The 19,323-nt window shown below is 57.6% G+C and carries 11 protein-coding genes and 1 pseudogene; 3 read left to right on the top strand and 9 right to left on the bottom strand.

Annotation, left to right across the window (positions count from 1 at the left end):
* Positions 1-105 precede the first annotated feature (105 nt).
* Entirely contained in the window at positions 106-1,452 is a 1,347-nt protein-coding gene (gene gdhA / locus BBBR_RS00060) for an NADP-specific glutamate dehydrogenase (RefSeq protein WP_003827882.1), read from the top strand.
* Between the two features lie 394 nt (positions 1,453-1,846).
* Here the strand turns inward: gdhA and BBBR_RS00055 are convergent, their stop codons facing one another.
* Together BBBR_RS00055 and BBBR_RS00050 are read right to left on the bottom strand one after the other, a co-directional pair.
* Positions 1,847-3,085, bottom strand: coding sequence for a VanZ family protein (locus BBBR_RS00055; protein ID WP_003827880.1), 1,239 nt, complete (start codon positions 3,083-3,085; stop codon positions 1,847-1,849).
* A gap of 432 nt (positions 3,086-3,517) precedes the next feature.
* A complete protein-coding gene (locus BBBR_RS00050) occupies positions 3,518-6,649 on the bottom strand; it encodes a glycoside hydrolase family 2 TIM barrel-domain containing protein (RefSeq protein ID WP_032738099.1) in 3,132 nt (1,043 codons plus the stop codon).
* A gap of 343 nt (positions 6,650-6,992) precedes the next feature.
* On the opposite strand from BBBR_RS00050, the gene BBBR_RS00045 reads away from it, so the two are divergent.
* Entirely contained in the window at positions 6,993-7,394 is a 402-nt protein-coding gene (locus BBBR_RS00045) for a hypothetical protein (protein ID WP_003827877.1), read from the top strand.
* Positions 7,395-7,662: 268 nt separating this feature from the next.
* Complete coding sequence (locus BBBR_RS00040; RefSeq protein ID WP_003827875.1) at positions 7,663-8,676, top strand: LacI family DNA-binding transcriptional regulator; 1,014 nt, start codon at positions 7,663-7,665, stop codon at positions 8,674-8,676.
* A 73-nt stretch (positions 8,677-8,749) separates the two neighbouring features.
* On the opposite strand, the gene BBBR_RS00035 is transcribed toward BBBR_RS00040, so the two are convergent.
* The 7 genes and pseudogenes from BBBR_RS00035 to dnaA form a co-directional block, all read right to left on the bottom strand.
* On the bottom strand, positions 8,750-9,301 hold the full coding sequence (locus tag BBBR_RS00035; RefSeq protein ID WP_003827874.1) for a DUF3566 domain-containing protein: 552 nt from the start codon (positions 9,299-9,301) through the stop codon (positions 8,750-8,752).
* Positions 9,302-9,369: 68 nt separating this feature from the next.
* On the bottom strand, positions 9,370-12,060 hold the full coding sequence (gene gyrA / locus BBBR_RS00030) for a DNA gyrase subunit A (RefSeq protein ID WP_003827873.1): 2,691 nt from the start codon (positions 12,058-12,060) through the stop codon (positions 9,370-9,372).
* A gap of 174 nt (positions 12,061-12,234) precedes the next feature.
* On the bottom strand, positions 12,235-14,373 hold the full coding sequence (gyrB, locus tag BBBR_RS00025; protein ID WP_003827872.1) for a DNA topoisomerase (ATP-hydrolyzing) subunit B: 2,139 nt from the start codon (positions 14,371-14,373) through the stop codon (positions 12,235-12,237).
* A gap of 134 nt (positions 14,374-14,507) precedes the next feature.
* On the bottom strand, positions 14,508-14,978 hold the full coding sequence (locus BBBR_RS00020; protein WP_003827871.1) for a DUF721 domain-containing protein: 471 nt from the start codon (positions 14,976-14,978) through the stop codon (positions 14,508-14,510).
* Positions 14,975-16,132, bottom strand: coding sequence for a DNA replication/repair protein RecF (gene recF / locus BBBR_RS00015; protein ID WP_003827870.1), 1,158 nt, complete (start codon positions 16,130-16,132; stop codon positions 14,975-14,977). The genes BBBR_RS00020 and recF overlap by 4 nt, the downstream gene beginning before the upstream one ends.
* 24 nt (positions 16,133-16,156) lie before the next feature.
* A pseudogene (dnaN, locus tag BBBR_RS00010) lies at positions 16,157-17,280 on the bottom strand (DNA polymerase III subunit beta).
* 576 nt (positions 17,281-17,856) lie between these two features.
* A complete protein-coding gene (dnaA, locus tag BBBR_RS00005) occupies positions 17,857-19,323 on the bottom strand; it encodes a chromosomal replication initiator protein DnaA (protein WP_003827867.1) in 1,467 nt (488 codons plus the stop codon).

Raw genomic sequence — 19,323 nt, 5'->3', positions numbered from 1 at the left:
GCCACATCCGCTCCACGCCACATCCTGAGCAATTTCTTGTCACCCCTTGACACCGTACATACAATATAATCGCCTTATTTGATAACCCAACCTCTAGGGAGAATTATGCTCACTGATGAGTACGTGAAGCGCGTGTACGACCAGGTCGTTGCTCGCGATGGTGACCAGCCGGAGTTCCTGCAGGCCGTCTACGAGGTGCTCGACACCCTGCAGCCGGTCATTGCCAAGCACCCCGAATACGAAAAGAACGGCGTTCTGGAGCGCCTCGTCGAGCCTGAACGCGTGGTCAAGTTCCGCGTGGCCTGGGTTGACGACGAAGGCAAGGTGCAGGTCAACCGTGGCTACCGTGTGCAGTTCAACTCCGCCATTGGTCCATACAAGGGCGGTCTGCGCTTCCATCCGACCGTGAACGAGGGCGTCATCAAGTTCCTCGGCTTTGAGCAAATCCTGAAGAACTCCCTGACCACGCTGCCGATGGGCGGCGGCAAGGGCGGCTCCGACTTCAACCCGAAGGGCAAGTCCGACGCCGAGGTCATGCGCTTCTGCCAGGCCTTCATGACCGAGCTGTGCCGTCACATCGGCCAGTTCACCGACGTTCCCGCCGGCGACATCAACGTGGGCGGCCGCGAAATCGGCTACCTGTTCGGCCAGTACAAGCGCATCCGCGACGAGTACTCCGGCGTCCTGACCGGTAAGGGTCTGGAATTCGGCGGCTCCCTGGCCCGTACTGAGGCCACCGGCTACGGCGTCTGCTACTACACCGCCGAAGCCCTGCGCGTGCTGAGGAACGACTCCTTCAAGGGCAAGACCGTCGTGATCTCCGGCTCCGGCAACGTGGCTATCTACGCCGCGCAGAAGGCCGAGGAGCTGGGCGCCAAGGTCGTGACCGTGTCCGATTCCAACGGCTACGTCTACGATCCGAACGGCATCGACGTTGCTGTGGTCAAGCAAATCAAGGAAGTCGAGCGCGGTCGTATCAAGGAGTACGCCGAGCGTGTGCCGTCCGCTGAGTACCACGAGGGTTGCTCCGGCGTGTGGACCGTCAAGTGCGACATCGCCTTGCCGTGCGCCACCCAGAACGAGATCAACGAGGAGTCCGCCAAGGCTCTTGTTGCCAACGGCTGCAAGGTGGTGTGCGAAGGCGCCAACATGCCGTCCACTCCGGAGGCCATTGAGGTCTACAAGAACGCCGGCCTGCTGTACGGCCCGGCCAAGGCTGCCAACGCCGGTGGCGTGGCCGTCTCCGGCCTGGAGATGAGCCAGAACAGCTACCGCCTGAGCTGGACCTTCGAGGAGGTCGACGCCAAGCTAAAGTCCATCATGGAGTCCATCGTCGCCAACTCCCTGGCTGCCTCCAAGGAATACGGCGAGGAAGGCGACCTGATGGCTGGCGCCAACATCGCAGGCTTCGTCAAGGTGGCCAACGCCATGGTCGCCCAGGGCGTGCTGTGATCCTCTGACAGACTGCCGCGATCGCAATCGCGAATAAACCAATCGGCCCCCGTCCTTCCACTCATGAAGGGCAGGGGCCGATGCTATTCAGCGTGGGACAACATACGATAATCGCTGTTTTTGCGATGTTGTCCCACGAGACTGTGGGACAACATCAGCATCAATCGATTGACTGTTCGATTGTCCCAACACAAGAAATCAGAATCGTTGGAATACCGCCATTCCTACGGTTATGCCATATCAGGCCACAACTATGGGAATGGGACAACAGCCAAAAATCGGCCTATTTTTCATCTTGTCCCACAGTATTCGGATTTGTGGCGGCGGATTCATCGCCTTCGGCACGCGCATCACCCGTATTCTTCGTATTCACCGCGCCCTTCGACGCAGCATCCTAATCGGGCGCGCCAGGTACAGCATCATCACCCGCCACGGTTGCCGCACCCTCTTTGTCCGAATGTGCATTCGCGGCAGATGACTCAGCCGGTGCCGCAGCGACGTCCGCCGCTCCATACACGGACACAGCCGGGGCCGGCGCCACCGAAGATCCTGGCACAAAGTCCCAAGGCATGCGATGGGCGAACACCGCGAAGAGGAACAGGATGACGAAGCCGTAGAAGGTGTAGTGCATGATATGCGCGTTGTGTCCGAATCCGATAATGAACATAACCACCATTGCGCCCATAATCAGCGTGCGCAGAATGTAGAACACGGCGCGCGCGATTCCCTTGCGCGGCTTGGTTTCAATGGTCATGTGCGTATACATGCCGCCAAGCGTGCGGCCCTTATGCCCCAACGGAATCAGGAACTCGAAAATGAGGAACGCCAGACTGGCTCCTATTGGCGCAAGGAAGTTCAGCCAACCAACGCCAACGGTCAGATGTCCACCGAACAGCATGAAATCACCGTTCTGCAAAGGCTCAGCCGCCCAGTAGAACAAGAACGTCACCAACAAGGTGAGCGGGACGTATACCAAGGCCACAAAAACCATATCGATGATGAACGTCACCAGACGATGCACCGCGCCAGGGTGTTCATTATACTCGCTGCGTTCGGGCATGTGGGCCATCGGCACCCACTTGCCGAACAACACGGCCACGGCGAGGCCCGCCATCGCACCCAACGTATTGGTCATCAGATCGTTGACGTCGAACTGACGGTAGGCGCACGGGTAGAGGCCCCAGAAACCGCTGAGCTGCGAGCTTTCGATGAACAACGATACGGCGAATCCGCCAATCAGCACCGCCCACCAACGCCAGCGCAGCCACCGAGTGAGCACGAAACCAAGCGGCATGAACAGCACCACGTTCATTACCAGCTGCAGTATGCCGCTCAATCCGCCGTTTTGGATGTCTGAGATGAAACGCAGCGGGTCAAGCTGTGGTGCGAACTGGCCGGCATTCGCCGCGCAGAACGCTTCCGGGTCATCCGGCATCGGATACAGTGTGAATGTAATCAAACCGAGCACATACAGTACCGTCAGATATGCGGCTCCCGCAGACAACAACTTCATACGATGGTGGCGATGGTACAGCCCAGCCAGAATCGGCAAAGTAAGTACGGCCGAAAGAATCGGCCACATTACGATTGCAATAGTGAACGACGTCGAAAAATAACCCAAATACGTAAGCATCGTTCGTCATCATACGAAGCCGCCAGTAAACACGACATCATTCTGAAGGTGGAGAAAATCGCAATGCGAGTCACCACCGCGACCATGAGACTCCATGGATGACCGATCAACTCCCCGGCAGCGACACGTGCCCAACTATGAGCCTCCCGCAGATGGCCAATTGTTTTTTCCGACAGCGTCAGAAATTTAGGAAAATAGCCCACTCGTCCTAAATTTTTGTCGTTCGCGGCAACTCAGTGACAGGATTTCAGGAAATCAGCCCCATGCCCCTAAATTTCTGTCACTGAGACAGAGTCAGTGACAAGATTTTAGGACGAAGCCGCTTATTTCCTAAATTATTGACGCTGAGGGCGGTTACCGGAATCCCGATAACCGCCCTCAGTGTTCTACAGGTCTACAACGGCAACTCCTCAACAGGAGCGCCGCGGCAACTCAGATTAGTTCGAGTGTCACATCCAGCTTGAGCGGCTGGTCGGCCGGCACCTGGAACTCGTCGTGAACCGGAGCACCCCACGTGTCGTCGCCACCGACGCCCATCTGGGCGGCCAGCAGACGCAGGAAGGTGTGGCGCGGCTTCGGCAGCTCATTCTGGTGCAGAGCATCCTCAAGCATCAGCGAGCTGTACGGCAGCAGGCTGGTGGCGAATCGGGTGCCGCCGGCTGCGGTCACGCGCATGCCGTGGCCGTATTCGTCGGTGATTTCCGCCCAACGCACCTGCTCATGGTTGCCAGTCTCCTGCGGCAGCAGGTACGGCGCGCAATCCTCGGCAGCGGTACGGGAGAAGACGCCCAACTTGGCGCCGTGCAGACGGTCGGCATAGGTTTCCTCCGGTCCCAGACCGTAGAAACGCAGGCGGTCGTACTGCTTGGGCAGGATCCATTCGAGACCAAATGCCGGCAGCGTGGCGGCATCCGCCTCGCCCGGGTACTCGACCGTCAGGTGCACGCGCAGTGCGGCGTCGACTTCATAGTGCACGGTGACTGGCGTGTGCTTGGCGTCGGCCAGTTCATAGCTGTAGGTGGCCTTCAATCCCTTGCCATCGGCAGTCTCCTCGACCGACGTATCGGTCACACGGGCATAGCGTCCGGCGGCCATCCACTGGGCGCGCTCGAAACCGGAACCGTTACCGCGATCATTGTCGGTCAGCGCACGGAAGGTGGTCAGGTTCGGGCGGCGAATCACCATTTCACGGCCATCGCGCTTGAAGGAGACCATGCCACCCTGCGTCTTGGAGAGCAGCACTTCGCCGAAGTCGGTGTGAATACCGGCGTTGAAGCCATCGGCTGCCACTTCGGCATCGCCGGCAACAACGGCATCCGCGGCACCATCATCGAACGAAACCGCGGCGACATACTGGCCGAAGGTCAGCTCGTAGCCGGCCGGAGCCCAGTCAGTGGCCTCAGCCAGACGCTGGTCGACTTCGTAGGTCACTTCGGCGCTGCCGGACAGAGCCACCAAATCGGTGACCTTCGGGAAGGCGATCGGCTCACGCACGGTCTCGCCGGCAGGCACATCGAAGCGGTAGTTGGCATGCCAACGCTCCACACCGTCCACCAACACGCGCGCGGTGAACAGGCTGGAGGCAGTGGAGACAAACAGGTTGTCGTTAGTGATGGTCACACCGGACTCGTCCGGCACGAGCTTCACATTGGCATACAACTGCTTGACTTCCTGAGCCTTGGGGGAGGGGGTGCGATCGGCGAACATGACGCCATCGCCGCTGAACTCGTAATCGTTCGGACGGTCTTCGAAGTCGCCGCCGTAGGCCAGGCGCTCGGTGCCGTCGCCGCAGTCCTGCCACAAGGCCTGATCGACGTAATCCCAGATGAAGCCGCCCTGGTAGAGCGGGTAGCGCTCCAGTTCGGTGTACAGGTGCAGGCCGCCGGTGGAGTTGCCCATCGAGTGGCTGTATTCGCAGGAAATGTACGGCTTCTTGCCGTCCTCGCCGAGGTATAGCTTGACAATCTCATCAGGCTTGGCATACATACGGCTCATGATGTCTGTGGCGGCGCTGAATTCGGGGTCGTTGAACGTGCCCTCGTAGTGCACCGGGCGGAACGGGTCGTTCTCGTGCACGAAGTCGCGCATCGAGTAGAACACGTCACCGCCGAACGCCTCGTTGCCCAGCGACCAGATCACCACGCTCGGGTGGTTGTAGTCGCGGCGCACCATGCTTGCGGTGCGGTCCACACAGGCGGCGCGCCATTCGTCCTTGCTGCCCGGGATGGCGCGTGCGGGCTGGAACACATCGCCCGGATCGGTCCAGCTGCCGTGGGTTTCGAGGTTCGTTTCGTCCAGCACATAGATGCCGTACTCGTCGCACAGCTCGTACCAGCGGGTCTCGTTGGGGTAGTGGGAGGTGCGCACGGCGTTGATGTTGAGGCGCTTGAACGAGTGGATGTCCTCAATCATGTCCGCTTCGGCAATCGTGCGGCCGGTGCGGGCATCGAATTCGTGGCGGTCGACGCCCTTGAACACAATGCGCTTGCCGTTGAGCTTCATCAGGCCGTCTTCGATGGCGAAGTGGCGGAAGCCGATGCGCTGCAGCGCTGCTTCGATTACCTGACCGGCGGCATCGGTTGCCACCACCTGCAGGGTGTACAGCGTGGGCTCTTCGGCACTCCACGGGTTGACCTTGCCGACATTGGCCTTCACGGTCAACGTCTCGGCATCAGCTCCGGCAGTCAGCTTGCTGTGCCAGACAGTGTTGCCGGCAGCATCGAGCACTGTGGCGGCAACGGCGGCAGCAGTGCCAGCATTGCGCACCAGTGCGACGACGTCCAACGAACCTTCGCCAGTGGTGTGGTCGTAATCGGCCAGCACGCGCAGGTCGTTCACATGAACCAACGGCTGGGCTTCCAGCTCCACGGAACGGAAGATGCCGTGCAGACGCCAGAAGTCCTGGTCCTCGAGCCAGCTGGCGGACGAGAATTCAAAGCAAGCCACGGCCAACGTATTGACGCCGTCACGCAGAACATCAGTCACGTCGAACTCGCTGGGAGTAAAGGAATCCTCGGCATAGCCGATGAAAGCGCCATTGAGCCAGACGGCAATAGCCGTGGCCGCGCCTTGGAATGTCAACGTAACGCGACGTTTGGCGGTATCATCCGCAGCAGTCTTATTGGCCTCCAACACGGCAGCTGCCTTGGGTTCCAAAGAGAACTCATGACGGTACAGCGCCACGTGGTTATGCTTCGGCACATCCGGTGCCACTGGGCTCTCATGGCCGGACCACGGGTACTGCTGGTTGACATACTGATGATTCAGGAATCCCTTGGTCTCCAATGCGGAGGGAACTTCGATGGGGGAGAAGCCGGCAGCGTCGTATCCCGGCTGAGCAAACGCCGCCTCAGCAAGCTCGTTGTCCGCCAAATCAGCGAGATCCACCATCTGCACGCGCCATTGACCGTCCAGACTCTGCTTGAGATCCATGGCTTCGCCGCACTGGGGAGCGTGATCATAGAACTTGTGGCTGGAATGCGCGGCAAGCCGGTTGACGGCAAACACACGCGGGTCGGTAAGCCAGGCCTGAGAGAACTGCTGAGCTGACTGCAAGTTGGTCATAATGGTTTTCGCCTTTCCTTGCATCGAATTCGTCACGGCACCGTGACTGAACTAGTAAATAAAATGTTTACTAAATATAACCTGCATATCGATGAAAATCAAGCTCGGCAGTATCGCATGGTGCATCACCGCACAGTCTGACGCAGACCTATACGAGCTAGATACCAAGGAGCAGTAATCGTCACCGCAATCACATTGCGGACATTCCTAGTATCACTATTAGATAATGCATTTAGTTATGGTTTTACTTTGCATAGGTAACGCATTATCTTGTTCAACGACAGAAATAACGGCCAACGCCGGCCGCCCCGCAGTCAGTATCACGGGAAATGAGGAAACACTGATGTCGTCATCAACTGCCGAACCCCAGAAAAAGCTTAATAAAGGCCGTCTTGCCGCCTTTGCATTCGGTAACTTCGGCCAGGCGCTGTCCTACAACGCACTGAGCACCTACTTCATGGTCTTTGCCACCAACGCGCTGTTCGCCGGCGTCGACAAGACCACCGCCGCCGACATGACCCAGGCCAACATCACCACCTTCGAGGGCTTCGCCTTCTGGACGCCGCTGGCATTCATCATCATCGGCTTTCTGATCTTCGCCTTCTTCGTGAAGATCGACGAAAAGGTTCACGCCCGTATCGCGGCCAAGATCGAAGCCAACCTGCACGATGAGTCCGATGCCGCCAAGTACGGCGAGGACATCGCCAAGGCCGCGCTGCTCGACAAGGAGTCCGCAGCCCGGTAAACCAAGTAACGCATAGGTAATGCCGTTAGCCGAATGTGACTCAACAGCAAGCAGACATTGCCGCACAACACCGCCCGAATGATGCTATTCATTCGGGCGGTGTGTTGTTTTTCCGCCAACTGGCGCACATCTTTGCCGCACTCCGATTGATGTGCGCTACGATAGGTATCAGGTAAACATACATTACCAATTACCTAATGACGGGTAGTAATGCAGGAACAAGTACATAGTACGCAAACGGCGCAGAAAGAATATATCGGGCATACGCATGGTCACTATCAGAGAAATCGCTCAACGGGCCGGATTCTCGCCGGCAACCGTGTCACGCCTGCTCAACGGCGATCCGACGTTCTCCGTCAAAGAAGAGACCCGCCGCAAGATTCTGCAGGTCTGTGAAGAACTCGGTTACGGAACACAGGAAAGGCGACTGGTGGCTCCGCACGATATCGCCGTACTGGACGCCATTCCCAGTGATGAGGAGCTGAGTAACGCCTATTACAGCGAGCTGCGCAGCACCTTGATCGCCACAGCGCAGCAGATGCATATCACCCTGTCGTTCTACACCGATATCAACAAACTCATTGACAACAGCACCCAGTATGACGGCTTCGTATCCATCGGCCCCGAACCGCACTCCTACGAGAGCCTGGAAAGGCTTCATGAAGTACTGCCACATGGTGTGTTCATCGATGTGAACCCAGCCCCGAATCTTTTCAGCTCCGTGCAGCCGGATCTGCTGCAAACCATACTGGACGCCTTGAGCGAAGCCAGAGCCCGCGGCATGACCAGAATCGGATTTATCGGCGGCGAAGGCCGCATGATGGGCACCTACGAGTACCCCGAAGACATCCGTACGATGGCATACCGCGACTGGTGCGAACGCCTTGGCCTGGAAACCGCAGGGCTGATATTTACCGGCGGCCAGGTCAGCGTGGAAACCGGCCGCAAGCACGGCGAAACGATTGTGGCCAAGCTCGGCAGCAATATGCCTGACTGCTTTATCGTGGCCACTGATTCCCTGGCTGTGGGCGTGATTCAGGCCTTTACCAAGGCCGGCATTTTGGTGCCGCGCGATGTCAGCATCATCAGCATCAACAACCAGTCCATCGCCCAGTACATTTCACCGCCGCTGACCACGTATGCCATCGATCAGACGGCATTAGCCAGAAACGCGCTGCTGATGCTTTCCCAGTCGATCAGTTTCAATGATGACATCACCTGCCACACCATGCTCTCGACCAAGCTGGTCGCCCGCGAAAGTTTTGTGCCGGCCAAGCACTAATGACTATGAATATACGAAACTCCCCTCAGTCCATGAATCGGACTGAGGGGAGTTTTGTTGGTATAGCTAAAACTCAGTCATCGCCGAGGGTGACGTGCACGCCACCGACCAGCGAGCTGACCACGTTGTAAATCAACGCAATAATGGTGGCCAGAATGGTGAAAATCACCACTTCGATAATGGAGAAGATGGTCACACCAGACACCACGGTGGTCAGGGACAGCACATTCTTCAGATCAAGACCGCCAGCATCCAAGCCAGTGGAAGAAACAATCTGGGTAATCTGACTGAATACACCGACCAAATCGAGCAGCAGCCAGACGACGGCTGCGGCGACAATCTGGATAATGGCGCCGGCAATCGAAAGCATGAATGTCACCTTGGCCACGGACCATGCATCCACACGGGTCAGGGACAGGCTCATGCGGCGGGCGCGTGGAGTGCTGCGACGAGCTGCCGGACGAACAGTCTTCGGTCTGCTGGTAACCTCTTCCGGCTCGCTGGAAACAGAACGGGCCTTGCGCGGTGCCTCCCGAACGGGTTCAGGTGTCACCATATCATTCACCGTATTGCCGATATTGGGCTGAATCACCTCGGACTCGTTATTGTCGAACTGATCGTTCATCGTTTCTCCTTAAGAGCCTGCTGGTAGCCTCTGCTGTTAGTGAGGCTACCAGCCTTTCGGGACTCGGCTCACGCCTCGTCCACGTTGTTCACATTCTCACCGGATTGTGCGGTCTCGTTGGACTCGTTCACCGGTTCGGCGGGGGACTGGCCTGCTTCGGCAGTGCCGTTGTCGGCGACCTCCTCTTCGGGGTCATCCTTTTCTTCGTTGCGTGCGATGGAAAGGATTTCGTCGCCCTTATCAGGCTTGGCGAAGGTAACACCCTGGGTGTTGCGCCCGGTGCGCTTGACCTCGTCCACGTTGGAACGAATCACCTTGCCGGACTTCATGATGGCCATGACCTGATCGTCTTCGGACACCACGAGCGCGCCGACCAGAGAGCCGCGGCCTTCGACCAGCTGCACGGCCTTGATGCCCAGGCCGTTACGGCCCTGCAGGCGGTATTCGCTGATGGCCGTACGCTTGGCGAAGCCTTCGTTGGTCACTACGAACAGATCCTTGTCGGAGTCGCCCCATACCACATCCATGGCCAGTAGCTCGTCGCCCTCGCGGAACTTCATGCCCTGCACACCGGCAGTCTGACGACCCATCGGGCGCAGCTGCTCATCGTTGGCCTGGAACTTCAGGCTCATGCCGAGCTTGGAGACCAAGATGATGTCATCCTCGGCGTTGCACAGCGCGGCACCGATCAGCTCGTCGGCATTCTCGCCATTCTCGTCGGCCATCAGGCGCACGGCGATGAGGCCGCCCTGACGCGGGGAGTCGTACTCGGCCAGCGGGGTCTTCTTGACCTTGCCGGAACGGGTAGCGAGCACCAGATACTTGGCCACCTCGTAGTTCGGGATGGACAGCACGGCCTGGATGGACTCGTCGGGCGCGAATTGCAGCAGGTTAGCCACGTGCTGGCCCTTGGAATCACGAGAACCCTCGGGCAGCTCATAGGCCTTGATGCGGTAGACGCGACCCTTGTTCGTGAAGAACAGCAGCCAGTTGTGCGTGGAGGTCAGGAAGAAGTGATCCACCACGTCGTCCTCGCGCAGCTTGGTACCCTTGATGCCCTTGCCGCCACGGTGCTGGGCGCGGTATTCGTCGGCCTTGGTGCGCTTGATGAAGCCGGAGTGGGTCACGGTGACCACCACGTTCTCTTCGGCGATCAGGTCTTCGACGTTCATCTCACCGGAGAACGGCAGGATCTTGGTACGGCGTTCGTCACCGTACTTGCCCACAATCTCGTCGAGTTCGTCACCGATGATCTTGCGTTGGCGTTCCGGCTTGGCAAGAATGTCGATGTAGTCGGCGATCTTGCGCTGCAATTCCTCGTGTTCGGCCACGATCTTGTCGCGGTTCATGCGGGTCAGCGTGCGCAGCTGCATGGCTAGGATGGCATCGGCCTGCACCTGATCGATGTCCAGAAGCTCCATCAAACCGGTACGGGCGGTATCGGTGTCTTCGGAGGCTCGGATCAGGGCGATGACCTCGTCCAGCATGTCGAGAGCCTTGAGGTAGCCCTGCAGGATGTGGTCGCGTTCCTCGGCTTCACGCTTCAGGTATGCGGTACGGCGGGCGATCACGTCGAGCTGGTGGTTCACCCAATGGCGGATGAAGGCGTCCAGGCTCAGCGTGCGCGGCACGCCGTCGACCAGGGCCAGCATGTTGGCACCGAAGGTCTGCTGCAGCTGGGAGTGCTTGTACAGGTTGTTCAGCACCACCTTCGGCACGGCGTCACGCTTCAGCACCAATACGAGGCGCTGGCCTGTACGGCCGGAGGTTTCGTCGCGCATGTCGGCGATGCCCTGAATCTTGCCGTCGCGCACGGCCTCACGAATGGAGACGACCAGACGATCCGGGTTGACCTGGTACGGCAGCTCGGTGACCACCAGGCACATGCGGCCGTTGATCTCCTCAGTGTTGACCACGGCACGCATAGTGATGAGGCCACGGCCGGTGCGGTAGGCCTGTTCGATGCCCTTGTGACCGAGGATGGTGGCGCCGGTGGGGAAGTCCGGTCCCTTGATGATGCGAATCAGGTTTTCCAGCAGCTCTTCGCGGCTGGCGTCCGGATGCTCAAGCGCCCAGTGCACGCCTTCGGCCACCTCGCGCATGTTGTGCGGCGGAATATTGGTGGCCATACCCACGGCGATGCCGGCGGAGCCGTTGACCAGCAGGTTCGGGAAGCGGGCCGGCAATACAGTCGGTTCCTGGGTTTTGCCGTCGTAGTTGGGCACGAAGTCGACGGTGTCCTTGTCGATGTCGCGCACCATTTCCATGGCCAGCGGGGCCATGCGGCATTCGGTGTAACGCATGGCGGCGGCAGGGTCGTCGCCAGGGGAACCGAAGTTACCCTGACCGTCGACGAGCAGGTTGCGCATCGACCAGGACTGGGCCATGCGCACCAAAGTGTCATAGATGGCGGAGTCGCCGTGCGGATGGTATTTACCCATGACGTCGCCGACCACGCGGGAGCACTTGTTGTAGCCGCGGTCGGGGCGATAGCCGCCGTCGTACATCGCGTAGATCACACGGCGGTGCACGGGTTTCATGCCGTCGCGCACGTCCGGCAGAGCACGTTCCACGATGACGGAAAGGGCGTAGGCTAGGTAGGATTCGCGCATCTCCTGCTGCAAATCCTTGCGCTGGATGCGTTCGCCGCTTTCCATCAGACCGTAGTCAGTGGTGTCCGCTTCCTGCGGGCTCAACGGCTCCATCGAGCCATCCGGGGTGAACTGTTCGTCACCGGTGTTGTTTGTTTCGTCTGCCACTTATACCGTTCCTTTAGTCCTATCTGGCTCCCCTCTCTGAGGGGGAGCTGTCAGCAAAGCTGACCGAGGGGAGTCCATGTCGCAGTGACTGCTCCCCTCAGTCTCACTGCGTTCGACAGCTCCCCTCAAAGAGGGGAGCCAAGGAATTGTGTCCTCCGCTTGCGGAGGATTCCTTTACGCGTCGATCCAACGCACGTTCTTGGCGTTGCGCTGGATGAAGAGGCGGCGCGGCTCCACTTCGTCGCCCATCAGCATCGAGAAGGTCTCGTCGGCTGCGGCCGCATCCTCGATGTGTACCTGCTTCAGAATGCGGTGTTCGGGATCCATGGTGGTTTCCCACAGCTCCTGATAGCTCATCTCGCCCAGACCCTTGTAGCGCTGAATGCCTTCGCCCTTGGGCAGCTGGCGACCGTTGGCCTTGCCTTCGGCAAGCACACGGTCACGCTCAGCGTCGGTGTACACGAAGTCGTGCGGACCCTTGGTCCACTTCAAGCGGTACAGCGGCGGCATGGCCACGTACACGTAACCGGCGGTGATCATCGGACGCATGTAGCGGAAGAACAGCGTCAGGTTCAGGGTGGCGATATGCGCACCGTCCACATCGGCATCGGCCATGATGATGACCTTGTGATAGCGCACCTTGGAGATGTCGAAGTCTTCGCCGTAGCCACCACCGACCGCGGTGATCAGCGATTCGATGGTGTCGGACTTCATCATACGGTCCAGGCTGGCACGTTCGGTGTTGAGGATCTTGCCTCGCAGCGGAAGGATGGCCTGTGTGATCGGGTTGCGGCCCTGAATGGCGGAACCGCCTGCGGAATCACCCTCCACGATGAACAGCTCGCACTCTTCCGGGTTGGAGGACTGGCAGTCCTTGAGCTTGTCGGGCATGCCGGCGGACTCGAAGATGGACTTGCGGCGGGTGTTTTCGCGGGCCTTCTTGGCGGCCAGACGGGCGCGGGAGGCTTCGATGGCCTTCTGAATGATGTTCTTGGCCTCGGCAGGGTGGGCGTCGAACCAGTCGCCGAGCTTGTCGGTCATCACGCGCTGCACAAAGGTCTTGGCTTCGGAGTTGCCGAGCTTGGTCTTGGTCTGGCCTTCGAACTGCGGGTTGGTGAGTTTGACGGAGATCACGGCCGTCAGGCCTTCACGCACGTCGTCGCCGGACAGGTTCTCGTCCTTGTCTTTGAGGATGGCCTTGTCACGCGCGTAACGGTTGACCAGCGAGGTCAGTGCCGCACGGAAGCCCTCCTCGTGGGTGCCGCCTTCAGTGGTGGAAATCGTGTTCGCAAAGGTGTGCACAGCCTCGGAGTAGGCGGTAGTCCACTGCATGGCGAGTTCAGCGGAAATGCCGAGCTTGAGGTCTTCGGCCTCGAAGCTGATGACATCCTCTTCCACCGGTGTGGCCTTGCGCACCTTGACCAGGTAGTCGACGTAATCCTTGATGCCGTTGAGGTACTGGTAGGTGACGGTTTGGTGCTTCTCACCGGGCTCGCCTTCGGCGTCGCCGGCCACTTCGTCGCCGGCCTGGTCAGTGACGCGTTCGTCAGTCAGGCTAAGCTTCAGGCCCTTGTTCAGGAAGGCCATCTGTTGGAAGCGGGAACGCAACGTCTCGAAATCATAGATGGTGGTTTCAAAGATCTTCGGGTCGGCCCAGAAGGTCACGGATGTACCGGTGGATTCGTCCTCGGCCATCGGCTCGCCCTGTTTCAGCGGCGCAACCGGATGTTGGTCGACATAAGTCTGGGTCCAGTGGAAGCCCTGACGGCGCACTTCGATGTCCACGTGAGTGGACAGGGCGTTCACCACGGAGATGCCCACGCCGTGCAGACCGCCGGACACCGCGTAGCCGCCGCCACCAAACTTGCCGCCGGCGTGCAGCTTGGTCATCACGGTTTCAACACCGGAGACGCCTTCGCCAGGAACCTCATCAACCGGAATGCCTCGGCCATCGTCCACCACGCGGATACCGTTGTCCGGCAGGATAGTGACTTCAATATGGCTGGCATATCCAGCCAGCGCCTCATCGACCGAGTTATCGACGATTTCGTAGACCAAGTGGTGCAAACCACGCGGACCGGTGGAGCCGATGTACATACCTGGACGGATACGCACGGCTTCAAGACCTTCAAGCACTCGAAGGTCAGAGGCCTCATAATGCTCGGGAGCCATGGATTCGTCAAGCTCGCCTTCGGTCAATTCCGCATTGTTGATGCGTTCCGCAGCCGCCTTCAGCTGCTCCTCTTTGCTGGTTTCTTCTGCCAACAGGCTTCCTTCCGTGACTACGGGGTCAACCTCTGTAATGAAGGTCATTTGCAGAGGCGATATGGCTTATGAGGCCCGTAAAGGGCTCTTCCAGCCATTTGACCATATTGCATGTGATTCTACTCGTCTACTACGACGAGCGCCATAGCAGGGCTTCTACGAATTTCCCCTATTCTAGGGTGTTATCGACGCCGGGCCCATTTCCGGCTGTATCCGACCGCCGGACCGGTGACTCTGATTTCGTTGATGGTCAGTCCTTTGAGATTCCTGCGAATGGTATCGGTCAGTTGCGGAATCAAATAGGTCAGTTGAGTGGCCCACACTGTGGATTCGGCACGAATAGTCAAGACTCCATCGGTGAAATCAGCGACTGCCGAATGATTGGCGATTGCCTCGCCTACCACCTGATCCCAATGGTTGCGCAATTGCGCCAATTTCATGTTCGCAGCCCATACGCCACCGCCTGCGATTGAGCTCATCACGCTGCCCAACTCGGCCGGATCACGGCCGGGCTTGCCGAAGTTCTCAAAGGCTTCCTCGCGTCTGCGGCGTCGGTCTTTCAGTATCGCCCCGCGGTGAGAGAGACGTTCAAATATTTCTGCGGGTAGTTTGGTTTCGTCCACATGCAGCTGACAGGCAATGGGAGGCTTCATGATTGTGTCTCGCTCCCGCCCCCAGACTGCGCGGCGGATGGCATCAATTGCGCAATATCAAGCACATTGTCCGATTCATGCGTGGGCACATCGCCTTCTGACGCCACGGTGATAAGCACCTGATCTTGCCGGCGCGCAAAATCCAGAATCTGGGTACGACGGTTGTCGTCAAGCTGGGCGAACACATCATCAAGGATAACGATGGGCTTAAGGCCCAATCTCTGGCGTATCACTTGGAATAGCGCCATTTTCAAGGCCAGCGCCATGGTCCACATCTCGCCGTTCGAGGCGAATTCGCGGGCTGGCATATCAGCAAGATTCAGGGTCAAATCGTCACGTTGAGGGCCGATAAGATTGACGCCTCGAGCCACTTCTCCAGGGTAGATGCGCTGGAAATGTTCACTGATGCTCAATCGTGGATCGTCTTGCATCAGCACTTCGTCAAATGACGGCGCATACGTCAGGCTGACGGTGTCATCGTTGCCAGTCAACTCAGCGTACAGCGCGGCAAACGGCTCAGCCAGCAAGTCGATGACTCTCGCACGCATACGGGTCAGTTCCACACCTGCTTCGATAAACTGTCCGGTCCATATTTCCAAACCGCTTAATACGGCATCCACCGGTTGCCCAGTATTCGCGCTGGCGCCAAGCTGCTTCAGCAATGTGGCGCGCTGCTTGCCGATGCGTGTGAATTGATGCAACGACTGCATATAGCCGGGTTCCAGCAGGGCTCCGGCTTGGTTGAGCAACGTTCGCCGGGCACCAGGATCACCCGATACCAATCTCTGGTCTTCAGGAGTAAACGAAACGCTGGGAATGCGGCCGATGATATCGCGTAAATAGAGCGAGGTTCCTGAATTGATGCGTGCCCGATTCGCGCCGCGAGCATGAATCGATGCCTCATACGTGGTGCTTTGCCCATCGTCGTCTACTACGTTGGCGCGAATAGTGGCAGTGGTTTGGCCGCGTTCGATAAGCGGCAGCATGCTGGAGGCACGATGACTAGCTCCGGTGGAGAGCACTTCAACGGCCTCCACCAGATTGGTTTTGCCCAAGCCGTTCTTGCCGACCAGGATATTGACTCCTGGTACGAAATCGACCACTACCTGGCTCCATGAGCGGTAGTGGTCGAGTGCAAGACGGGAGATATGCATGTGCAGTATGTGAGAGATTCTGCGTCAGCTGTTAAAGCGCATCGGCACCAGCAGGTAGCGGTAGTCCATCGATTCATCGGAATCGGCTTCCTGCTGCCCGTTGAATTCCACCGGCTTGACCGGCGTGGTCATCTTGATGCGTACAAACGGCTCGGCAATCGCGGACAAACCTTCCTTGAGGTAGGACGGGTTGAATGCCACGGTGATTTCGTCGCCATCCATATCGATATCGAGTGTTTCATTGGCTTGCGCTTCGTCGGCGGAACCGGCGGACAAGGCGAGCTCCTGGCCGGTGAACATCATGCGGATCGGGGCGTTGCGCTCGGCGACTAGAGCCACACGGCTAATGGCGTCAAGCAGATCTTGTTTGTTCACTACGGCCTGAATCGGGTATTCATCGGCGAACAAGCGGTCGACAGCCGGGAACTCACCGTCGATGAGCTGCGAAGTGGATACGCGACCGGCATTTTCAAACCGAGCAACGTGGGGTTATCGGCATCGAAATCAAGGCGGATGTTCTGGTGTTCGTCCAGAGAACGAGCCACGTCCTTGAGCAAAGAGCCACGCACTAGGGTGATGGTGTCCACATTGGCGTCTTGCGGGGTCCAGGTGAACGCGGCACGAGCCAAACGGAAGCGGTCGGTGGAGGTCATGATGACTTTGTCGTCCTGGAACTGCATGCGCACGCCGGTCAGTACCGGACGGTTTTCTTCGCGGGAGACGGCGACGGATGCCTGGTTCACGGCTTGGACGAAAGTTTGGGCATCAACTTGGCCGAGCATAGGCGGCACAACCGGCAAATCAGGGTATTCGGCATCGGGCATGAGCTGCAACGTGAACTTCGACTTGCCAGAGGTGATGGTTAGCGTGGAGCCATCGGTGGTCAGGTAGGTTTTTTCGGAACGCAGCGACTTGGTGATATCAGCCAGAAGCTTGCCCAGAACCAGAGCGGAACCGACTTCATCAACACCAGCTTCGATGTGGTGACGAGCGGAAATCTCGTAATTGAATGCAGAGAACTGCAGGGTGCCGTCAATGGCTTCAAGTTTTACGCCAGCGAGAATTGGGTTGGAGGGACGAGCGTCAATGACGCGGGAGGTCCAGGCCACGGCATCAGCCAATGCGGCGGTATCGATTTCGACTTTCATGTCAGGTTGTTCCCTTCGTCGGTTTTGCTGAAGAACATTCTAGCGGTTGGTTGGTTCTTTTGCTTGCGTGCTTGATGCGGCCGATTATCACCATGACGGTGATCTTATGTATGCAAGTAAGTAATCGTCGTAATAAGTGCGGTGGATAGTGTGGATAAGTAGATGGAGGGCTACTGCGGTAACGGCTTATCCACTGGGGAGTGTTGTGGATAACTTCTGTATAGCGTGTGGATAAATAGGCGACTTATCCACAGGAAAAAGTCAATTGTTAAGTTTTCCACACAGAAGACCATGTTATGCACCAATTTTCCACCGAAAAATAGTGGGTAATCCACGAGTTATCCGCCGAGTTTGCCCACATTTGTGAACAACTATGTGGATAACTTTCATGATTATTGGGTCTTTGCACGGCGTGTTGAACATGATTATCGGCGAGGAGAATCGATTCTGAGGACGGTTTTCGGCACTTTTTCTGGCTCGGTTTGAAAAAGTGCCGAAATCGGTCTTCAGGAACGATTCTCTCGGATATGCGCAGATATAAAAAAATGGCTCCCGTAAAGGAAGCCATAGGCATACTCAGTCTGCGTTCTGCTTCAAACGCACAGTCAGTTCCATAACGTAGTTATAGATTTCCTGTTTCTGCTGCATTTTGTCGCCAATACGGGTGCAAGCATGCATTACCGTAGTGTGATCGCGACCTCCAAACACCTCGCCGATATCCATCAGGCTCATGCTGGTCATCTCGCGAGCGAGATACATGGCTATCTGTCGGGGAATCACCACGTTCTTGGTACGTGATGAGCCGACGATATCCTCAAACGTCAAGTGGAAGTACTTTGCCACTTGACCGATGATGTCGGTGGGCTTGATTTCCACATCGGTGGTAAAGAAGTCTTGAAGCGTTTGCTCCGCCAAAGCGCGGGTCACCGGCTGGTTGCTCAGCGAGGCAACGGCGGTGACGCGGGTCAGCGCGCCTTCCAATTCACGTATATTCTCCGTGAAACGTTCGGCAATAAGATCCAGAACGTCATTGGGAATCTTCGATCCGTTCATTGCGGCAATCATGCGCAGAATGGCGATACGTGTCTCCAAATCCGGCGGCTTGACATCCACGGTCAGGCCGGATTCAAAGCGGGAAATCAGTCGAGCCTCAAAACCTTTCAGGTTTTTTGGAGCCACATCAGACGCAATGACAATGCGTTTATTCGCTTGATGCAGCGAATTGAACGTATGGAAGAACTGATCCAGAGTGGCTTCCTTGCCGCCTAGGAACTGAATATCATCAATAAGCAGCACATCTACCTGGCGATATCGGCGGTTGAATTCCGCTATCTGGCCTTGACTCTGATTGGTATTTTGCAGAGCGTCAATAAAGTCGTTGGTGAATTCCTCGGAAGTGACGTATCGAACCTTCAGGCCGGGATCCTTTACCAAGGCGTAATTGCCGATGGCGTTGAGCAAATGTGTTTTGCCCAAACCGGAACCGCCATAAATACACAACGGATTGAAATCCTGGCCTGATCCCTCTGCCACAGCCAATGCAACAGTTCGCGCGAAGCGATTAGAGTCACCGGGAACAAACGAATCGAAAGTGAAACTCTTATTGAGATGAGTTTCCGGATCGCGATTCATTTTTTGCTGCGGCACAGAGAACTGCTGTTCAACAGCAGGAATCACAGGTTCCGGCGCGCCATACGGTTCCTTGCCGAAATCAGTGAGAGTCGGCGAAGCATTCGTTGGATAAGGGGAGACCGGTTGCGGTTCACTGCGCGGCACTACTTTGAACGCGGGGAACATGTTCTCACCGGTTGCGGTGTGCAGTGCTTGCAACAATGATTCGTTGAGATTGCCTTGAATGGCCTGCAGTGTGTCATTGTTATCCACACACAGCACGATGGTTGAGCCGAACACACCTTCAGGAACTATTCCCTCAAGCCATCCCTTCTCTCGTGCGGTCAGAGTGCTGTTGCGCTTAAGAAGGGTAAGTGTGTTTGACCAAATATGGGCAGCTTCGATTGTGGGGTCACCGGAAACATCAACCAT

The organism is Bifidobacterium breve DSM 20213 = JCM 1192, from assembly GCF_001025175.1.
Classification (GTDB): domain Bacteria; phylum Actinomycetota; class Actinomycetes; order Actinomycetales; family Bifidobacteriaceae; genus Bifidobacterium; species Bifidobacterium breve.
This window is presented reverse-complemented; position numbering and strand designations above follow the sequence as displayed.

Coding starts and splice junctions, on each gene's coding strand:
- gdhA (WP_003827882.1), top strand. CDS start 106: ATGCTCACTGATGAGTACGTGAAGCGCGTGTACGACCAGGTCGTTGCT.
- BBBR_RS00055 (WP_003827880.1), bottom strand. CDS start 3,085: ATGCTTACGTATTTGGGTTATTTTTCGACGTCGTTCACTATTGCAATC.
- BBBR_RS00050 (WP_032738099.1), bottom strand. CDS start 6,649: ATGACCAACTTGCAGTCAGCTCAGCAGTTCTCTCAGGCCTGGCTTACC.
- BBBR_RS00045 (WP_003827877.1), top strand. CDS start 6,993: ATGTCGTCATCAACTGCCGAACCCCAGAAAAAGCTTAATAAAGGCCGT.
- BBBR_RS00040 (WP_003827875.1), top strand. CDS start 7,663: ATGGTCACTATCAGAGAAATCGCTCAACGGGCCGGATTCTCGCCGGCA.
- BBBR_RS00035 (WP_003827874.1), bottom strand. CDS start 9,301: ATGAACGATCAGTTCGACAATAACGAGTCCGAGGTGATTCAGCCCAAT.
- gyrB (WP_003827872.1), bottom strand. CDS start 14,373: ATGACCTTCATTACAGAGGTTGACCCCGTAGTCACGGAAGGAAGCCTG.
- BBBR_RS00020 (WP_003827871.1), bottom strand. CDS start 14,978: ATGAAGCCTCCCATTGCCTGTCAGCTGCATGTGGACGAAACCAAACTA.
- recF (WP_003827870.1), bottom strand. CDS start 16,132: ATGCATATCTCCCGTCTTGCACTCGACCACTACCGCTCATGGAGCCAG.
- dnaA (WP_003827867.1), bottom strand. CDS start 19,323: ATGGTTGATGTTTCCGGTGACCCCACAATCGAAGCTGCCCATATTTGG.